Source organism: Methylocystis sp. Sn-Cys, from assembly GCF_016745395.1.
In the GTDB taxonomy this organism is placed as follows: Bacteria; Pseudomonadota; Alphaproteobacteria; order Rhizobiales; family Beijerinckiaceae; genus Methylocystis; species Methylocystis iwaonis.
Genome location: NZ_JAERVJ010000001.1, coordinates 195749 through 215770 on the forward strand (window position 1 = coordinate 195749; position 20022 = coordinate 215770).

Genomic DNA, 20022 nt, shown 5'->3' on the forward strand with positions numbered 1-20022 from the left:
CTATCGCAGCGGCCAGGAGGAGCCAAATGAACGACAAGTCTGCCGAGAAGACCCGGAACGCTGGCCGCGATAAGCCCTGGATGTTCCGCACCTACGCCGGTCACTCGACCGCCGAGGCGTCGAACCGGCTTTATCGCTCCAATCTCGCCAAGGGGCAGACGGGTCTTTCCATCGCCTTCGACCTGCCGACCCAGACCGGCTACGACAGCGACCACATCCTCTCGCGCGGCGAGGTCGGCAAGGTTGGCGTGCCGGTCTCGCATCTCGGCGACATGCGCGCCCTCTTCGACGGCATTCCTCTCGCCGAGATGAACACGTCGATGACCATCAACGCCACCGCTGTGTGGCTGATGGCGCTTTACATTGCGGCCGCTGAAGAACAAGGCGCGCCGCGCGTAAAGCTGCAGGGCACGACGCAGAACGACATCATCAAGGAATATCTGTCGCGCGGTTCTTATGTCTTCCCGCCGAAGCAGTCGCTGCGCCTGACGCAGGACCTCATTCTCTTCACCACGAAGGAATGCCCCAAATTCAACCCGATGAACGTCTGCTCCTACCATTTGCAGGAAGCGGGCGCGACGCCGGCCCAGGAGCTCGCCTATGCGCTGGCCACGGCGGTAGCGATCCTCGACGGCGTGAAGGCCGCCGGCCTTTCGGAGGCGGATTTCGGCCAGGTCGTCGGGCGCATTTCCTTCTTCGTCAACGCCGGCATGCGCTTCGTCACGGAACTCTCCAAGATGCGCGCCTTCACCGAGCTGTGGGAGGAGATCACCCGCGACCGTTATGGCGTGAAGGACGAGAAGCTGCGCCGCTTCCGCTACGGCGTGCAGGTCAATTCGCTTGGCCTTACCGAGCAGCAGCCGGAAAACAACGTCTATCGCATTCTCATCGAAATGCTGGCGGTGGTTCTCTCCAAGAACGCCCGCGCCCGCGCCGTGCAGTTGCCCGCCTGGAACGAGGCGCTCGGCCTGCCGCGTCCCTTCGACCAGCAATGGTCGCTGCGCATGCAGCAGATCATGGCCTATGAGACCGACCTTCTGGAATATGGCGACATTTTCGACGGCAACCCGGAGATCGCCCGCAAGGTCGCCGAGCTGAAGGAAGAGGCCAAGGCTGAGCTGAAGAAGATCGACGCGCTGGGCGGCGCCGCCGCGGCCGTCGAGATCGGCTATATGAAGTCGAAGCTTGTCGAATCCAACACCGCGCGTCTCGAGGCGATCGAAGCCGGCGAGCAGACCGTCGTCGGCGTCAATAAATTCACCTCGACCGAGCCGTCGCCGCTCGCCACGGGCGAAGATTCGATCATGGTCGTGCCGGAAGGCGTCGAGGCGGAGCAGATCGCGCGGCTAAACGCCTGGCGCGAGGCTCGCGACAACAAGGCGGCGCAGGCCGCCATCGACGAGCTCGTCCGCGCCGCCAAGGAAGGCCGCAATATGGTCGAGCCGTCGATCGCCGCCGCCAAGGCGGGCGTGACGACCGGCGAATGGGGCAATGTGCTGCGCGGCGTCTTCGGCGAATATCGCGCGCCGACCGGCGTCTCCTCGACGGCGCGCCAGGTCGGCGGCCAGCTCGACGCGGTGCGCGGCGAGGTCGAGCGCGTCTCGCAGAAGATCGGCACGCGCGCCAAATTCCTGGTCGGCAAGCCGGGCCTGGACGGCCACTCAAACGGCGCCGAGCAGATCGCCGTCCGCGCGCGCGACGCCGGCTTCGACGTGATCTATGCCGGGATCCGCTCCACTCCGGCCGAGCTGGTCGAGACCGCGAAGAAGGAAGGCGCGCATTGCATCGGCCTTTCCATTCTCTCGGGCTCGCATGTGACGCTCGCCCATGAGGTGATGCGGCTGATGAAGGAGGAGGGCGTTTCGGCGCCGCTGGTCGTCGGCGGCATCATCCCGCCGGCGGATGAGAAGCTCCTGCTCGAGTCCGGCGTGGCGGCGGTCTATACGCCGAAGAACTACGACCTCAACGTCATCATGACGGATCTGGCGCATATCATCGAGAAAACGGTGGCGTAAGGCCTCCCCTCAACCCTCCCCCGCAAGCGGGTCGCGAAGCGGGGGAGGAACAGGGAGGGGGTAATTTAGGCGCGCAACGAGCCCGCCGCCGCCCGCAAATCCCGCCACGCCGCCGGCTTCAACGCCGGGCTCTTCAGCATCGAATCGAGCCCCGAGAAAACGAAACCGCGCGCCATATGGGCGCCGCTGGCGATGTCGAACGGCTTGCCGCGCAATTTCGCGAGCGGCTCAGTGGTCGCGAGCATGACGCGCGCCGGGGCGTCGCCGAACAGCAGCAGAACCTCGGGGCGCGCCAGCTCCACGTGGCGGCGTGCGAATGGCGCGAAAGTGGCGGCCTCGGGCGGCGTCAGATTTCGATCGCCTGGCGGGCGCCAGGGCGAGACATAGGCGAGATAGGCGTTCTCGCGATGGTGACCGGTCGCGGCGAGCATATTGTCGAGGAGCTTCGCCTGCAGGCCGCTGAAAGCTTCACCCGTCGACTCCTCCGTCGCCCCCGGCGCCGCATCCAGAACCATCAGCCGCGCGCCGGGCGCGCCGGCGCCGAATAGAAAATGCTGCGCCATGTCGCGGAACGGCGCGTGGGGGAATTCGGCCAGCGCGGCGGCGAGGTCTTGCAGCGTAGTCGCGCTCGCGGCGGCCGCCTCAGCGGCGCGGACGGCCTCGTCCGGCGCGGCGATGGCGGCGACCCGTGGCCGCGCGGCTTGCGTTTCAGAAGCCAGGGCGGGCAGCGGCGGGGGTTCTCGACGGGCCGGCGCCGCTGGCGCCTCGACGACCGGCGCAGCCGCTGGGCGCGCGCTATCGGCGTAGCGATCGTGCGGCGCGTCATCAAGCGCGAGATCGACGCCGACGGCCGCATACCAATCGAGCAGGGCCAAGAGGGCGCTCGCGGGATTCTCCGGAACTTCGGCGCGCATGGCGAAAACCCTAGCGGAATCCGCGGGAGGATCAACAGAGAGATGCGACCCCGCGCATTTTGCGTAGCAGATTAGAACTCTTATAGTGTCGCAACAGCAATTTTGGAAAATTTGGCCGATGCAGGAAACCATTGCGATCGCCGAGGACGAACAGGACCTGCGCGAGCTGCTCGCGGAATTTCTCTCGGGCAATGGCTACCGCGTCCTCGCGGCGGCGAGCGCCGCCGAGTTTCGCGCGATGGTCGAATTCGAAGCTGTCGATCTCGCCATATTGGACATCAACATGCCGGGCGAAGACGGGCTGTCGCTCGCGCGGTGGCTCAACGCCCGCGGCTCCACGAGCATTATCTTCGCGACGGCGGTCGCTTCGGCCATCGACCGCATCGTCGGGCTCGAGTCCGGCGCCGACGATTATATCACCAAGCCTTATCATATGCGGGAGATGCTGGCGCGCATACGCGGCCTGTTGCGACGTCGCAAGATGGCGCGCGCCGCGCTCGCCGGCAAAAGACTGGCGGCCATCGCCTCGATCGACATCGTCGGCTACACGCTCCTGATCCAGACCGACGAGCAGAACGGACTTGCGCTCACCGATCGTTTTTTTCGGGACGTGGTCACGCAATCTCTTCCGCGCCGCGCGGGAAATCTGTTCAAAATGCTGGGCGACGGCGCGCTCATCGACTTCCCGAGCGTGCAGAACGCCGTCGAATGGGCCCTGGAGTGCCAGACGGAAACGCGCGCCTACGCCGCCGCCCATGGGCAGGCGCAATCGCTGCGGCTGCGCATTGGCGTCGCCGTCGGCGACGTCGTTGTTCGTAACGGAGACCGGTTCGGCGAAGTCGTGGCGCTCGCCGCCCGCATTCAGGAAGCTGCGCCGGCCGGGTCGGTAATGATTTCGGATGTCGCGCGCGCCATGACGCGCGGCAAAATTCGCGAGGATTTCGTCGCGAGGCGACATGCGCTCAAGAATATCGCCGAGCCGATGGAATTATGGCTGCACGAGGGGCCGAGCGCAGCAATCGCGGCAAGCGCGTCCAACGGAGAAAGCGCGGTTAGATGAGCATCCAGCAAAAAGCGACGACCAACGCCGTTTCGGATGGCGGCGCTTTGTTGCGCGCCCTGTTCGACGCGATCCCGGGCCGGGCGGCGTTTCTCGATGTCGAGCTGCGTTACCGTTACGTCAATCGTGAGTTTCTCGCGAGCCTCGGAACCACGGAAGATTGCGTCGTCGGCAAATGCGTCGAGGAGGTTCTCGGCCCTGAGGCGAGCGCGTCCTATCGGGCGGCGATGCCAGGGCTTGTCGCCGGCAAACCGCAACATCTGCGCCGCACAATCGAGGAAGACGGCGTGCGCCGCTCGCTCGAAGAGGAGCTCAAACCTTTCGCGCCCGGCGGCGCAATGCAGGGCGTCGTCTGCGTCGCGCATCATGTCGCCGAACCGCAGGAATGCGAAACGACACATGCCGAATGGCTCGAGTCGCACAAGGCGCGCGAAGCCATCCATTCCGCTGTTGTCGATTCCGCGCTCGACTGCATCGTCGTCATCGATGCGCAAGGCCATGTCGTCGAGTTCAACCCGGCGGCGGCGGCCACCTTCGGCTATTCCCGCGAAGAGGCGATCGGCAAGACCGTGGCCGAGCTGATCGTGCCCCCCGAAATGCGCGCCAGTCACGATGCCGGCCTGGCGCGCTTCCGGTCGGGCGGGCCATCCTCGGTCATCGGCAAACGCGTCGAGCTCGAGGCCATGTGCGCCAATGGCTCGCGCATTCCGATCGAGCTGGCGATCACCGCAGTCGGCTCCGGGCCGAGCGCGCTTTTTACCGCGCATCTTCGCGATCTGCGTCCCACGCGGGAAGCGCAGGCGCAAATCGAACGGCAGCGAGAAGCCCTCTATCAGAGCGAAAAACTCGCAGCCCTCGGGTCTCTCCTCGCCGGCGTGGCGCACGAGCTCAACAATCCGCTCTCTATCGTCATCGGACAGGCGCTGATGCTGCGCGAGGCGGCGCAAGCGCACGCCATTCTCGATAAGCAGTTCGAGGAATTCGCCGACCGTGGAACGAAAATAGAAACCGCAGCCAACCGCTGCGCCCGCATCGTGAAAATCTTTCTCGCCATGGCCCGCCAGCGGGAGGCCGAGCGTGGGCGCGTCGAGATCCCGGAACTCGTCGAGCGTGTGCTCGAACTTTTGTCCTATGGGCTACGCACGGCCGGCATCGAGGTGACGAAGGATATTCCAGCCGATCTGCCGCCGCTTCTCGCCGACAGCGACCAGCTCCATCAGGTGCTGCTCAATCTCGTGGTGAACGCCAAGCAGGCGCTGGAAGCGCAGCCGGCGCCGCGCCGGATCGCCATCGTCGCGCGCGCGGAGCCGTCGACGCAGAAGCTCGAAATCCTGATTTCAGACAATGGTCCGGGCGTTCCCGAGGCCATTCGCAATCGCATTTTCGATCCTTTTTTCACGACGAAGCCACAGGGCGTCGGAACCGGCATCGGGCTCGCCGTTTCGCGCGGCCTCATCGAGGCTCATGGCGGCTCGCTCGTTCTGGAGCCGCAACAGCCGGGGATGGGCGCAGTTTTCATGGTAAGACTGCCGATCGAGGCGACCGAGACCGCCGTTGTCACGACCGGTTCGGCCCCGTCGCAACCGGCGACGCGACAGCGGCGCGCGCTGATCGTCGATGACGAGGTCGAAATCGCCGGCCTGCTCGCGGAGATTTTGCGCCGGCTCGCCTTCGACTGCGAGATAGCGACGAGCGGCGAGCAGGCAAAGCAGGCGCTCGCCGAAAAGGCGGTCGATCTCATCCTATGCGACATCCGCATGCCCAACGGCGACGGCCCGGCGCTCTACGACTGGCTTGGCGTCGAACGTCCGCAGATGACGAATCGCATCGCCTTCGTGACCGGCGACATTCTGGGCCCCGCGGCCGACCGCTTCATCGCGCGTTCGGGCTGCCCCGTTGTCGAGAAGCCCTTCGCGCCGGAAGAAATCCGCCAGGTCGTCGACTTGTTGTGCGATGAAACCGGCGCGTGACGCCATTTCGGTTTGAACAGCTCGCATTGGGGCTTGGGAGCGCTGGTTTTGCTCAGCGCCCGTCATTGCGAGGGAAGCGAAGCAATCCAGGGCAGCGATGCGGCCCTGGATTGCTTCGTCGGCTCCGCCTCCTCGCAATCACGGCGGTAATTCCCGATTGCTCGCTGCGGAGCGTCGGGAGTGATACCGAACCCATCAAGCGGATCTCGTATGAGGCGCGCTCAACAGCAACGTAGCGCGCGCCGGCCCCCTTCGCCGAAACGGCTTGCTTGCCGCTCCAGGAAGAATTCCTCCCGCGTCATCATCCGCCGCTCGTCATGTTTGTCGCGCATATGCGCGACATAGGCGTCGTAATCGCCCTGCCCGACCATCAGCCGCGCGCCGTCGCGCAATTTGTTCGCGAGCTTTGCGAGATCAAGCCCTGGCAGGCAGCAGTTCATCTTCGCTTTCCCGGGTGGTGGCGGCCTCGGCGGCGCGCGCCTGCCGTATCGATGACAGGGCGAAGCCCAGAATGGCGAGCACGAGCACGATGTACATCGCGCAGAGACCCGCATCCACGTAATCGTTGAAGATCACGCGGCGCATCTGTTCGAGAGTCTTCGCCGGCGCGAGAATCTCGCTCCTGTCGGCGGCGGCGGCGAATTTCCGCGCATGGGCGAGGAAGCCGATCTTCGGATCGTCATGGAAGATTTTTTCGAGCCCGGCCGTCATGGTGCAGATGTAGAGCCATGTCGTGGGGATGATGGCGACGAAGGCGTAGCGCTCGCGCTTCATGCGGAACAGCACGACCGTGCAGAGCGTGAGCGCCATCGCCGCCAGCATTTGATTGGCGATGCCGAACAAAGGCCAGAGCGTGTTGATGCCGCCCAAGGGATCGATGACGCCCTGATAGAGGAAATAGCCCCAGCCGGCGACGGCGATCGCCGTCGCCGCGAGATTGGGGCCCCAGGCTCTTGTGTTGCGGAAGGCCGGAACGAATGTGCCGACGAGATCCTGAATCATGAAGCGGGCGACGCGCGTGCCGGCGTCGATCGTCGTCAAGATGAACAGGGCTTCGAACAGGATGGCGAAATGATACCAGAAGGACATGGCGGCGGAGCCGCCGATGACCGAGGACAGGATCGTCGCCATGCCGACCGCGAGCGTCGGCGCGCCGCCGGTGCGCGAGAGCACGCTCTTCTCGCCGACATCATGCGCGACGCCCGCGAGCGTTTCCGGCGTCACGGGAAAGCCCCATGAGGAAATGGCGGCCGCCGCGGTTTCTGGCGTCGCGCCGATCACAGCCGGAGCGCTGTTCATGGCGAAATAGACCCCGGGCTCCAGGCAGCTCGCGGCGATCAGCGCCATGATGGCGACGAAGCTCTCTCAGCATGGCGCCATAGCCGATGAAGCGGGTCTGCGTCTCGTCGGCGATCATCTTCGGCGTCGTGCCGGAGGAGACGAGCGCGTGGAAGCCCGAGACGGCGCCGCAGGCGATGGTGATGAAGAGGAAGGGGAACACGCTGCCGGCGAAGACCGGCCCCGTGCCGTCGATGAAGCGCGTCACCGCCGGCATTTTCAACTCCGGCCAGACGACGAAGATGCCGAGCGCCAGCGACAGGATCGTGCCGATCTTCAGGAAGGTCGAAAGATAGTCGCGCGGCGCGAGCAGCAGCCACACCGGCAAGACAGAGGCGACGAAGCCATAGCCGATCAGCATGAAGGCCAGCGTCTCGCCCTTATAGCTGAAGAGCGGCGCGAGCGTCGCGCTCTCGGCGACAGTGCGGCCGAAGGCGATGCTCGCGAGAAGCAGAACAAAGCCGATGATCGACATTTCGCCGATGCGGCCGGGCCGGATGTAGCGGCCATAGACGCCCATGAAGACCGCGATGGGGAGCGTGGCGAAAACAGTGAAGGAGCCCCACGGACTATCCGCCAGCGCCTTGACGACGACGAGCGCCAGCACCGCGAGCAGAATAATCATGATGGAGAGAATGCCCGCCATCGCGATGACGCCGGGGATGGGGCCCATCTCCGTCTTGATGAGATCGCCGAGCGAGCGGCCGTCGCGGCGCGTCGAGATGAAAAGGACGAGAAAATCCTGCACCGCGCCGGCGAGAATGACGCCGGTCAAAAGCCAGAGCGTTCCCGGCAAATAGCCCATTTGCGCGGCGAGCACGGGACCGACCAGCGGACCTGCGCCGGCGATGGCCGCGAAGTGATGGCCGAACAGCACCCATTTATCCGTCGGCACATAATCGAGCCCGTCGTTGCGACGGTGCGCGGGCGTGCTGCGGCTGGCGTCGAGGCCGAGCACAGTGTCCGCGATGAAACGCGAATAAAAACGATAGCCGATGGCGTAAACGCCGATCGCCGCCGTGACCAGCCACATGGCGTTGACCGGCTCGCCGCGCGCGCTCGCAAGCGTATAGAGCGAAAAAAGCGCAAGGGCGAAAACGGCGGCCCAACCGAAGGCGGCGGGGGCGCCGCGCCCCCGGGCAATAGAAACGGACATGTCACATACTCTCAGTCGCGGCCCAAGCGCCCCCCAAGCGAGATCGGTCCCTTCGGCGCGGCCAGAGAAGGCGGCACCTTAAGAGACGGCCGGACGCGCTTCAACCTGCATAGGGCGAAAACATGCGCCGTGGAAGCCGCCCGCACGGAACGGCTGTCAAAAGGCGAGCCGCACCGTGCGCTGAAGGCTATAGCCGAAGCTTGTCACGCCGAACGCGCCGCACCCTGAGATGTCGATGTTGGAATCTCCGGTGAACGTCACCGTATCGGCGATGAGCTGCATGCACCCGCTCGACGTCGCCGCGCCGCCGTTGAACGACACGCTGGCTTCGGGAAGATAAACCACGCCTTTGAAGGTCTGCGAGGAGCCGCCGTTCAACTTGAACGGCGTCCCCGTCGCCATCGAGCGGTCGCCATATATGACGACGCCGGGGACGCCGGCTGTCGCGCCCGGCAGGGGCGCCTCGAGATCGACTTGCGCGCCGCCGTTGATGGTCGCATTCGCCCAACCGGTCCCCAAGTGTTGCGTAAAGACGATCGTCACGCCGACGCCGGTCACCTGCGCCTGGCTGTTGATGGAGAGCTGGCCGCCGTCGATGACATAAAGACCCGGGTTCAGCGTCACGGGCCCTTTGGAGCCGCTGTTGGTGTTGATCGACAGGCCGTTGCAATAGACGCCGGGGTTGAGTGGGCCGCCGTCATTGGTCGAAAATCCATTGTGGTCGCAGCCGGAGAAGCTCGGCAGAGGGAGCGACTCATAGGGGTCCGGCAGGCGCGGCTGCCCGGTCAGTTGGATGGCGTTGAGCGTCCCGCCGCCCTGCACAGCGATATTGCCGTTCACGCTGACCATCCGCGCCGATAGTTGCGCCGAGCCACTCACCTGGAGCGCATCGCTCGCGCCGGAATTGCCGTAAATGTCGCAGCTCTGGAGCGTGACATTGGCGTTGCCGGTCCAGTCGAGCGCCTCCACGGCGGATTGGTTGAGCGACAGGACGCAACCTGCGCCGCCGCCGCTGACGCTCGCCTGGGTCTGCGCCGCCGTCGCCGAAGCGGAGATCGGGATGGCGTCCACCTGTGCAAGCTTCATGATGATCGTGGGGACGCGTGCGGCGGCGCTCACCACATAGCCGCCCGTGTGGTCATTGGCGGCAACGGTCACGCCAATCGCGGTCGCCGTCCAACCGAGCTGGGCGTAGACGATGTTTTGCGCAATCGCTTGCTGCGCCGTGAGCGAGGTCGTCGCATCGGCCTGTGCAATCGCAATCGAGGCGGAATCGACCGCTCTCTGGAGCCGCGATTTCATGACCGTGGCGTTGCGATAGTCGAGCGCGGCGCCCACCATCAGAAAGGCGGGGATGAAGGCCAAACCGAAGATAACGCCGGTCGAGCCGGAGTCCTCCCGAAAGAATGATCCTCGCGCCGAAAACGCTTTCCGCCCTGCTGACAGTTTCATCTTGCTCGCCCAAAAAAAAGACGCGGCCCCGCCGAGAAAGACCGCGCCATCATGCCGCGAAGCAAGCATAGTCAATTTTTTGGAAATCAAATTCCCGAATGCTTGCAAGGGTTTGCAAGTTGTATTCAAGACTGCGAAGTTTTGTATACTAAATGAGGATGTTTTTGCGTAAAGTTTGAGTTGTTTTTGAAATACTGTGGAATTCTCGAAAAGGCGGCCGACGCAAAGCGCCGGCCGCGCCTTTTTTACGCCGCCGCTTCAGCCGTCGCGGGCTCATAGTTGAGGATGGGCGCCAGCCAGCGCTCGACCTCTGTTACCGACATGCCCTTGCGGCGCGCGTAATCCTCGACCTGATCGCGCTCCACCTTGGCGACGCCGAAGTAGTGCGCCTGCGGGTGGCCGATATAGAGGCCGCTGACCGACGCCGCCGGCGTCATCGCGAAGCTTTCCGTGAGCTTCACGCCCGTGCGCTTCTCGACGTCGAGAAGCGTAAAGAGCGTCGCCTTCTCGGTGTGGTCGGGCTGCGCCGGATAACCGGGCGCCGGGCGGATGCCGGCGTAGGGTTCGCCGATCAGCTCTTGCGGCGCAAAGGTCTCGTTCTTGGCGTAGGCCCAGAACTCACGGCGCACGCGCTCGTGCATGCGCTCGGCGAAGGCTTCCGCGATGCGGTCGGCGAGCGCCTTCACCATGATCGAACCATAGTCGTCATTGGCGCGCGCATAACGGGCGGAAATCTTCTCTTCCTCCGCGCCGGCAGTGACGACGAAGGCGCCGATATAATCCGCCTTGCCGCTCTCCTTTGGCGCGACGAAATCCGAGAGCGCAATATTCGCCTTGCCGTCGCGTTTGCCGAGCTGCTGGCGCAGCGTGAAGAAGGTCGCGAGCGCCTCGTTGCGCGACTCGCCTGTGTAAAGCGCGATGTCGTCGCCGACGCTGTTCGCGGGCCAGAAGCCGATGATCGCCTTTGGCGTGAACCAGCGCTCTTCCACAATGCGCTTCAGCATCGCCTGCGCATCCTCGAAGAGCTGGCGCGCCGCCGCGCCGCGCTCGGGATCGTCGAGCAAAGCGGGATAGCGGCCCTTGAACTCCCAGGTCTGGAAGAAGGGCGTCCAGTCAATATAGGGCACAAGCTCCGCGACGTCGTAGCTCGCAAAGGCGCGCGCGCCCGTGAAGCTCGGCTTGGTCGGCTCATAGGCGGCCCAATCGATCTTGTAGCGATTGGCCCGCGCCTGCGCGAGCGATACGCGCTGCTTCTCCGCCTGCGCGCGCGCATGCGCGTCCGCGACGCGCTCATATTCCGCGCGCGTCTCGGCGATGTAGTCGCCGCGCGTCTTTTGCGAGACGAGCGCCTGCGCGACGCCCACTGCGCGGCTCGCGTCGGTGACATAAACCGCCTGCCCGCGGCGATAGTTCGGATTGATCTTCACCGCCGTATGCACACGGCTCGTCGTCGCGCCGCCGATCAGGAGCGGCGTGTCGAGCCCTTCGCGCTCCAGCTCGGAAGCGACGAAGCACATCTCATCGAGCGAGGGCGTGATGAGGCCGGAGAGGCCGATGAGATCCACCTTTTCCTGCTTCGCGATTTCGAGAATCTTCGCCGCCGGCGTCATGACGCCGAGGTCGATCACCTCGAAATTGTTGCAGCCGAGCACCACGCCGACGATGTTCTTGCCGATGTCGTGCACATCGCCCTTCACCGTGGCGAGCAGGATCTTGCCGGCCGAAGAGCGCGCGTCCTTCGCGTCTTCCATGAAGGGCATGAGATAGGCGACCGCCTGCTTCATCACGCGCGCGGATTTCACGACTTGCGGCAGGAACATTTTGCCGGCGCCGAAGAGATCGCCCACGACATTCATGCCGGCCATCAGCGGGCCTTCGATGACGTCGAGCGGGCGCGTCGCTTTCTGACGCGCTTCCTCGACGTCGGCGTCGATATATTCGGTGACGCCGTTCACGAGCGCATATTCGAGACGCTTCTCGACGCTGTTCTCGCGCCAGGCGGCGTCCTTCTCCGCCGATTTGGCGCCGGCGCCCTTGAATCGCTCCGCCGCTTCCACCAGCCTTTCGGTCGCGTCCTTGCGGCGGTTCAACACGACGTCTTCGCAAAGCTCGCGCAGCTCCGGATCGATCTCGGCATAGACCGCGAGCTGGCCGGCGTTGACGATGCCCATATCCATGCCCGCCTGAATGGCGTGGTACAGGAAGACGGAATGCATCGCCTCGCGCACCGGCTCATTGCCGCGGAAGGAGAAGGAGAGGTTGGACACGCCGCCCGAGACATGGGCGTAAGGCAGATCGCGCTTGATGGCGCCCGTCGCCTCGATGAAGTCGACGCCGTAATTCTCATGCTCCTCGATGCCCGTCGCGACCGCAAAGATATTGGGATCGAAGATGATGTCCTGCGGCGGGAAGCCGACTTCTTCTGTAAGGATCTTATAGGCGCGCGCGCAGATTTCCGTCTTGCGCCGAAGCGTATCGGCCTGACCGGTTTCGTCGAAGGCCATGACGACAACCGCAGCGCCGTAACGGCGCACTTTCTGAGCGTCGGAGACGAACTTCTCTTCGCCTTCCTTCAGCGAAATCGAATTCACCACGCCCTTGCCCTGCAGGCATTTCAGCCCGGCTTCGATGACGCTGAACTTCGATGAATCAACCATCACCGGCACGCGGGCGATGTCCGGCTCCGCGGCGAGCAGATTGAGGAAGTCGACCATGGCCTGCTGCGAATCGAGCAGGCCCTCGTCCATATTGATATCGATCACCTGCGCGCCATTCGCCACTTGGTCGCGCGCGACGTCGAGCGCCGCCGTGTAATCGCCATTGGTGATGAGCTTGCGGAACTTGGCCGAGCCCGTGACATTGGTGCGCTCGCCGACGTTCACAAAGGGAATATCCTTGGTGAGCGCGAAGGGCTCGAGCCCGGAAAGACGCAGCAGCGGCTCGATCGTCGGCACGACACGCGGCGCCATGCCCTTCACCTTTTGCGCAATGGCGCCGATGTGGTCGGGCGTCGTGCCGCAGCAGCCGCCGAGAACATTCACCAGCCCAGCCGCGGCGAATTCGCCGACAAGCTCCGCCATATATTCCGGGCTCTCGTCATAGAGACCGAACTCATTCGGCAGGCCGGCGTTGGGGAAGGCGCAGACGCGCGTGTCGGCCACGCGGCCGATCTCGGCGATATGTTGGCGCATTTCGCGCGCGCCGAGCGCGCAGTTGAAGCCGATGGAAAACGGCTTGGCGTGCGCAAGCGAATTCCAGAAGGCGACCGAGGTCTGGCCGGAGAGCGTGCGGCCGGAGAGATCGGTGATCGTGCCCGAGATCATGATCGGGAAGCGCGTGCCGACTTCCTCGAAAGCGTCTTCGAGCGCATAGATCGCCGCCTTGGCGTTCAGCGTGTCGAAGACCGTCTCGACCAGCATGATGTCGGCGCCGCCGGCGATGAGGCCGAGCGCCTGCTCCTTATAAGCGGCGCGCAGCTCGTCGAAGGTGACGGCGCGGAAGCCTGGATTTGACACGTCCGGCGAAATCGACGCCGTGCGGTTCGTCGGCCCCATCGAGCCGGCGACGAAACGGCGCACGCCGGTCTTTGCCGCCACTTCGTCAGCCGCCGCGCGTGCGAGCTTGGCGCCTTCGCGGTTGAGTTCGAACACGATGGATTCGAGCCCGTAATCCGCCTGCGCAATCGTCGTGCCGCTGAAGGTGTTGGTCTCGATGATGTCGGCGCCGGCCTCGAGATAGGCGACGTGGATCGCCTTGATCGCCTCTGGCTGAGTGAGGATCAGAAGATCGTTGTTGCCGCGCAGATCCCTGGGGTGGTCCTTGAAACGCTCGCCGCGGAAATGGCTTTCCTCGAATTTATGGCGCTGGACCATCGTGCCCATGGCGCCGTCGAGAATGAGGATGCGGTTGCTCGCCGCCTCTTCGAGCGCCTTCAGAATGTTCGGGCCGTGAGCTTTGTCGAAAGTCATGCGTCTGCTTTCTCGCGAAGGGGACGAACGCCGAGAAGATGGCATATGGCGAAGACCATATCGGCGCGGTTGTTGGTGTAGAAATGAAACTCCTCGACGCCGGCGCGAGCGAGGCCCATCACCTGCTCGACAGCGGTCGTCGCGGCGACGAGCGCGCGGGTCTCTTGATCTTCGTCGAGGCCCTCGAAACGCTCGGCGACCCAGCGCGGCACGCTTGCGCCAGCCTTTGCCGCGAAATTGGCGACCTGCTTGAAATTGCGGATCGGCATGATCCCTGGCACGATCGGGATCGTTATGCCGCGCGCGCGCGCCTTGTCGAGAAAGCGGAAATAGACGTCGTTGTCGAAGAAGAATTGCGTGATGGCGCGCGTCGCGCCCGCATCGATCTTCGCCTGCAGCGCGTCGAGATCCTGTTCGATGGAGCGGCTCTCGGGATGGCCCTCCGGATAGGTCGACACCGAAATCTCGAAATCATGCAGACGCCGAATGCCGTTCACGAGATCAGAGGAGCTGGCGTAGCCCTTGGGGTTTGGTTCGAACGCCGTGCCGACGCCTGTCGGCGGATCGCCGCGCAACGCCACAATGTGGCGCACGCCAGCCTCCCAATAGGCGCTCAAAATCTCGTCGATCTCTTCTCTCGAGGAAGACACGCAAGTGAGATGCGCCGCCGGCTTCATGATGGTCTCGCGGGCGATGCGCGCGACGATCGCATGGGTGCGCTCACGCGTCGAGCCGCCCGCGCCATAGGTGACGGAAACGAAATGCGGCCTCAACGCTTCGAGACGCTTCACCGACGCCCAAAGCTGCGTCTCCATCTCCGCCGTCTTGGGCGGAAAGAATTCATAAGAGATATTGAACCGCGTGCCGGAGGCGGTCGGATGCAGCGCGTTGAACATCAGGCGGTCTCATAGGAAGAAGCAGGAATCGGATCGGCGATCATGCGCGGATCGCGCGCGAGCCATAGTGAAACAGTCAGCTTTGCGCCCTCGCCGGCCGCGGGCGAAAGCGCGCGGTGCATCACCGTCTCCAAGCCCGCCTGGGCGAGAAGGTCGGCGATCTCGCTCTCGGAAAAGCCGAGGCGGCGATGGGCGTGCTTGTCGCGCAGGGCCTCTTCCTGATGGGGCGCGAAGTCGACGACAAGCAGACGCCCGCCGGGCGCCAATACGCGCGCCGCCTCGCGCAGCGCGCGGGCGGGATCGTCAAGATAATGCAGAACCTGATGCATGATCGCGAGATCGACGGAGTTGCGCTCGATCGGCAAAGCGTAAATGTCGCCCTGGCGCAACTGAACATTGCGCAACCCCGTCTCCTCCATGCGTCCGCGCGCGACGGCAAGCATGGCGGTCGAAAGATCGACGCCGATAGCGCGTTCCGCGAGCGGTGCAAAAAGCTCCAGCATACGCCCGGCGCCAGCGCCGAGATCGAGAAGGGAGCGCACCGGCGCGTCGCCCACGGCCGCGCGCATGGCGTCCTCGACGCGCGCCTCGGGCACATGCAGCGAGCGGATATCGTCCCATTCGGCGGCGTGGGCGGCGAAATAGCGGGCGGCGTTTTCGGCGCGGGCCTGGCGCACGTCTTCGAGGCGCGACTGATCCTCGGCGAGAACCGTGTCTTTGGGATCGAGCCAGGCGGCGATGTCGCGCGCCATGGCGCCCGCCTGTCCGGAGGGCGACAGTCGGAAGAATGCCCAGGCGCCTTCACGCCGGCGCTCGACCAGGCCTGCCTCTACCAGAAGCTTCAGATGGCGGGAAACGCGCGGCTGCGACTGGCCAAGAATGGTGACGACCTCGCTGACGGTAAGCTCGGACTGCGAAAGCAGGGCGAGCAGCCGCAGCCGCGTCTCTTCCGCGGCGGCGTTGAGCGCCGCGAGCGCGGGGTCCAGCCTTAGGGAATTGGGGGCGGTCATGCGGCCTCTGCTGCGAGATATAAAGATATCTATATGCGTTGATCGCACATCGCGCAAGGCGCAAATGCGGCAGGGGGCCAATGGCCCACTTCGACAGGGCCCCAAATTCAGGTTAGCGAGCAGACATGTTCCAGCGTCACGGCCGCGCTTGTCGCGGCCCCTTCACGCCGCGCCGACGTGAGAAGCTGAGAGCATGAGCCGGAATAACGCCGCTTCTTCTGCCCGCGTGTCGCAATGTCCCGGCGTGGATGCCCGCGACAAGCGCGGGCATGACGCGGCTGCGCAGGGTTTGTTAACCTGGATTCGGAGCCCTGGCTGCTTCAACTTGTCGCTTGACGGAAACGGGAAACGGGAGCAACATTTCCCTTACATCGCAACCGCTTCGGCAAATAGAGGCGGGATCGCTCGGGCGGGACCTCGATGCGGCAGCGATACAGGAGACGCCGGCGGACTCCCTGTCACCGGCGGAGCGGTCGAGCAACTTTAGTTGCGGAGGAGCATGACGCCACCGGGTCAGATCATTTGACCGGCGTTTGGTTCCGGTCAAAGCGGGAAGCCAGGCTCAGCGCTGCCTGACATGTCCCGTTCCGAAAAATTCCTTAGCATTTGAGGACAGCTCGCCGCGAAGGCCAAGCAGCGAGCGTTCCTTCCCGAAACTGGACATCATACCAGCCGCTTCCGAGAGAAGCATTGGGCCCCGTTCGCACAAGGCGACGGGGCCTTTGCTTTTTAGGGCGCCACGTCATTGCGAGCGAAGCGAAACAATCCAGGGCGGCTACAGGGGCTCTGGATTGCTTCGTCGGCTTCGCCTCCTCGCAATGACGGCCCCTGATAAACCTCCAAAAAGAAACGGCCGCCCGGAGGCGGCCGTCGCAATCGCCGAAGCCCTCGCTTTACGCCGGCGCCTTTTCCTCTTCGGCCGCGACCACTTCGAGGAAGGTCTCGGCCGCCTCGCGGCGCTCGAAGACGTGGGGCTGCAGGCCGCGCTTGGCCATGGCTTCCTTCATCTTCATGCGCGCGAAGGCGCTCGTCGCATAGCGCGTCGTCGTCAGATAATAATGCTGGCTCAGATATTCGATCATCTCGGCGTAGTCGTCGTAGAGCGCCTCGGCGATCCGCGCGCCATCGTGGTTGACCACCGAATTCACGCGCTTGCCGACCTTCTGGCAGGCCGCGACGAGCGCCTGGCGCATTTCGTCGACGTCCTTCTTGGTGCGCGCGTTCCAGCCCTCGAGATTGAGGAAGAGAATATTGCGCGCGGCGTCGTAGCTGATGCGCTGATCGAGATTGAGGTTGAGCAGATCGTTGATCAGGCCCATGGGCTCGTCGATGAAGATGCGACGGTCCATGAGCTGCGGATCGTTGATGATCGGCTTGAAGTCCATGAAGGGCAGAATGTGCTTGTCGATGTCGATGCCGGGCGCGACCTCGACCAGCTCCAGACCATTCTCCTTGAGCTGGAACACGCAGCGCTCGGTGACGTAATAGACCGGCTGCTTGCGCTTCTGCGCGAATTTGCCGGAGAAGGTCGTCTGTTCGACGGAATTCAGGAACTTCTTGTTGCGGCCTTCCTGAAGGATATTGACCTTGCCGTCGGCGATCTCGACGCGCAGTCCGCCATTGGTGAAGGTGCCGGCGAAGACCACGAGCCGCGCGTTCTGGCTGATGTTGATGAAGCCGCCGCAGCCGTTGAGGCGCCCGCCGAACTTCGAGGTGTTGACGTTGCCCTGCAGGTCACATTCGGCCATGCCGAGGCAGGTCATGTCGAGACCGCCGCCGTCATAGAAATCGAACTGCTGGTTCTGCTGGATAATGCTGTCGGCGTTGGTCGCGGCGCCGAAGCTCGAACCCGAGGCGAGCACGCCGCCGATGGCGCCGGCTTCCGTCGTCAGCGTGATATAGGGCGTGAGCTTTTCTTCATTGGCGACGGCGGCGATGCCCTCCGGCGCGCCGACGCCGAGGTTGACGACGCCATTCGGCGGCAGCTCGAAGGAGGCGCGGCGCGCGATGACCTTGCGTTCGTCGAGCGGCATCTTCGAGAGCTTCTCGACCGGCACGCGCACTTCGCCGGCGAGCGCCGCATTGTACATGACGCCGTAGTTCATACGGTGCATTTCGGGCTGATCGGCGACCACCACGGCCGAGACCAGAATGCCCGGCACATGCACGTCCTTGGGCTTGATCGACCCCTGCTCGACGATGCGCTCGACCTGCGCGATGACAAGGCCGCCATTATTGTGCGCAGCCATCGCCTGGGCGAGATTGTCGAGGACGAGCGCCTCCTTCTCCATGCTGATATTGCCGGAAGGATCGGCCGAAGTGCCGCGGATGAAGGCGACGTCGATCTTGGTCGAGATGTAGAAGAGCCACTCCTCGCCCTGGATGTTGTGATATTTGACAATGTCTTCGGTGGTGACGTCGTTCACCTTGCCGCCGCCGAAGCGCGGATCGACATAAGTATAAAGACCGACTTTCGAGAACAGGCCGGGCTGGCCGGCGGCGCAGGCGCGGTAGAGCTGCGAGATGACGCCCTGGGGCAGGTTGTAGCCCAGAATCTTGTTCTCCTGGGCGGCCTGGGCGACCTTGGGCATGCGGCCGAAATTGGCGGCGATGACGCGCTTGAGCAGGCCCTCGTGATGGAAGCGGCCGGTGCCGAGGCCCTTGGAGTCGCCGGCGCCGGCGGTCATGATCAAGGTCAGGTCGCGCGGATGCTGGGACTCGACGAAACGCTTCTCCAGCGCGGCGTGGAGCGCCTCGGGAATGCAGCTCTGAACGAAGCCCGTGGTGGTCACGACATCATTGTCGCGGATGAGCGCAATCGCCTCGTCGGCGCTGATGACCTTGTTATTCGCCATTTCCTGTGGGTTCCCCTCGACTCCGCTCTTGTAAGCGGCGCCGGCTGCGGCCGCCTCGGCGGACTTTTTGCTGAAATGATGGGCGCAAGCGTAGAGACCGCGCCTTGTAAGCGCAATAGCGACGATGCCGCATGATTTCTAGGGCTCTTTTCGGATAGGCGGAGAGAACAAATCTATGAATGGCGCGCGGGGATCGACCCACGCGCCCATCACGCGAGCACGCGCCGGTCAGCCATTTTGTGCTTGCGCGACGTCGACGACGATCTTTCCGAAGGGCCCGCGCGCCAGATGGGCGAGAGCCTCGGGCAGCGCGTCGAAGGGGTAGCGCCGGTCGATCACGGGCTGCAGGCCGATCGTCTCGACCGCCGCAACGAAATCCTCGGTGGCGCGGCGATGGCCGACGAAAACGCCCCTGATAACAAGTTGCTTGAGCATGAGGGGAAGCGCTGGCGCCGTGAGGTCGAGGCCCTCTATGATGCCGATGATCGAAATCTGGCCGCCGACGGCGGCCGCCTCCACGGACTTGCGGAGATTTGCCCCGCCGGCGATTTCGAGGATGTGGTCGGCCCCGCGCCCGTTGGTGGCCTCGATCACCGCCTTCGCCCAATCGCCAGCGGTGCGATTGACGCCGATGTCGGCGCCGAGCGCCTTGGCCCGTTCGAGCTTGCCGTCGTCGCTGGAGGTGACGATCACCCTTGCGCCATGCGCCCGCGCGATCTGCACGCCGAATAGCGCGACGCCGCCCGTGCCCTGCACGAGGACGGTCTGACCGGCGCGAAGCCGCCCCGCTTCGACCAGCGCGGTCCAGGCGGTGACGCCGGCGACCGGCAGCGTGCTCGCCTGCGCGTCGGAGAGGCTCCGCGGCGCCCGGAGCAGCCAATCGGCGGGCAGAGCGACGAACTCCGCCAGCACGCCCGGCAGCGGCCCGCCCATGGTCGTCGTATAGGGCCGCGCCGCCGACCCCGGCGGCAGCCCGTCGATCCAACCGGGCACGTAGCTCGATATGACGCGGTCGCCGACGCTGAAACGCGTGACGCCGGCGCCGCAGGACGCCACCCTCCCGGCGAAATCAGAACCGGGCGTGAAGGGAAAGTCGAAGCCGCCGCCGAACTTTCCGTCGATGACGAGCTGGTCGCGATAATTCAGGGAAACATTCGCGACCTGAACCAGCACGTCGCCGGGGCCCGGCTCGGGGCGGGCCAATTCAACGAGCTTCAGATTATCGCGGCCGAAAGAATCGATCGTCCAAGCCTTCATTCCAATGCTCCTGTCTCGATGCGGAGCTGGAACGATAAATGCGCTAAAGGGCTACAGTTGCGCTGATTGCCCTGCATATTGTATCGTTTTGAGAGCCAATGATACGAGATCCGTTTGATCGGTTCAGTGTC

Annotated in this window: 11 protein-coding genes and 1 pseudogene; 3 read left to right on the forward strand and 9 right to left on the reverse strand. The window is 64.3% G+C overall.

Annotated elements, in window-relative coordinates:
* Nucleotides 1-26: 26 nt before the first annotated feature.
* The gene (locus tag JJT62_RS00905; protein WP_202070809.1) at nucleotides 27-2015 is read left to right on the forward strand and encodes a protein meaA; all 1989 of its coding nucleotides are present in this window, start codon (nucleotides 27-29) and stop codon (nucleotides 2013-2015) included.
* A 65-nt stretch (nucleotides 2016-2080) separates the two neighbouring features.
* Here JJT62_RS00905 and JJT62_RS00910 read toward each other — a convergent pair whose 3' ends face one another.
* The gene (locus JJT62_RS00910; RefSeq protein WP_202070810.1) at nucleotides 2081-2929 is read right to left on the reverse strand and encodes a uracil-DNA glycosylase; all 849 of its coding nucleotides are present in this window, start codon (nucleotides 2927-2929) and stop codon (nucleotides 2081-2083) included.
* Nucleotides 2930-3047: 118 nt separating this feature from the next.
* Between JJT62_RS00910 and JJT62_RS00915 the strand changes: the two genes are divergently transcribed.
* Complete coding sequence (locus tag JJT62_RS00915) at nucleotides 3048-3989, forward strand: response regulator (protein ID WP_202070811.1); 942 nt, start codon at nucleotides 3048-3050, stop codon at nucleotides 3987-3989.
* Nucleotides 3986-5959, forward strand: coding sequence for a PAS domain S-box protein (locus JJT62_RS00920; protein WP_202070812.1), 1974 nt, complete (start codon nucleotides 3986-3988; stop codon nucleotides 5957-5959). Before JJT62_RS00915 ends, JJT62_RS00920 begins: the two co-directional genes overlap by 4 nt.
* Before the next feature lie 221 nt (nucleotides 5960-6180).
* On the opposite strand, the gene JJT62_RS00925 is transcribed toward JJT62_RS00920, so the two are convergent.
* The 8 genes and pseudogenes from JJT62_RS00925 to JJT62_RS00960 form a co-directional block, all read right to left on the reverse strand.
* The gene (locus JJT62_RS00925; RefSeq protein WP_202070813.1) at nucleotides 6181-6399 is read right to left on the reverse strand and encodes a YbdD/YjiX family protein; all 219 of its coding nucleotides are present in this window, start codon (nucleotides 6397-6399) and stop codon (nucleotides 6181-6183) included.
* Nucleotides 6374-8453, reverse strand: a pseudogene (locus JJT62_RS00930) (carbon starvation CstA family protein). The gene JJT62_RS00925 and the pseudogene JJT62_RS00930 overlap by 26 nt, the downstream one beginning before the upstream one ends.
* Before the next feature lie 156 nt (nucleotides 8454-8609).
* Nucleotides 8610-9905 (reverse strand): TadE/TadG family type IV pilus assembly protein, encoded by a 1296-nt coding sequence (locus JJT62_RS00935; RefSeq protein ID WP_202070814.1) that lies wholly within the window; start codon nucleotides 9903-9905, stop codon nucleotides 8610-8612.
* 245 nt (nucleotides 9906-10150) lie between these two features.
* Entirely contained in the window at nucleotides 10151-13873 is a 3723-nt protein-coding gene (gene metH, locus JJT62_RS00940) for a methionine synthase (protein WP_202070815.1), read from the reverse strand.
* The gene (metF, locus tag JJT62_RS00945) at nucleotides 13870-14769 is read right to left on the reverse strand and encodes a methylenetetrahydrofolate reductase [NAD(P)H] (RefSeq protein ID WP_202070816.1); all 900 of its coding nucleotides are present in this window, start codon (nucleotides 14767-14769) and stop codon (nucleotides 13870-13872) included. Before metF ends, metH begins: the two co-directional genes overlap by 4 nt.
* Nucleotides 14769-15779 (reverse strand): metalloregulator ArsR/SmtB family transcription factor, encoded by a 1011-nt coding sequence (locus JJT62_RS00950; protein ID WP_202070817.1) that lies wholly within the window; start codon nucleotides 15777-15779, stop codon nucleotides 14769-14771. The genes metF and JJT62_RS00950 overlap by 1 nt, the downstream gene beginning before the upstream one ends.
* An 893-nt stretch (nucleotides 15780-16672) precedes the next feature.
* The gene (locus JJT62_RS00955; protein WP_202070818.1) at nucleotides 16673-18634 is read right to left on the reverse strand and encodes an acyl CoA:acetate/3-ketoacid CoA transferase; all 1962 of its coding nucleotides are present in this window, start codon (nucleotides 18632-18634) and stop codon (nucleotides 16673-16675) included.
* A 228-nt stretch (nucleotides 18635-18862) separates the two neighbouring features.
* Nucleotides 18863-19891, reverse strand: coding sequence for an NAD(P)-dependent alcohol dehydrogenase (locus JJT62_RS00960; protein ID WP_202070819.1), 1029 nt, complete (start codon nucleotides 19889-19891; stop codon nucleotides 18863-18865).
* Between the last annotated feature and the right edge of the window lie 131 nt (nucleotides 19892-20022).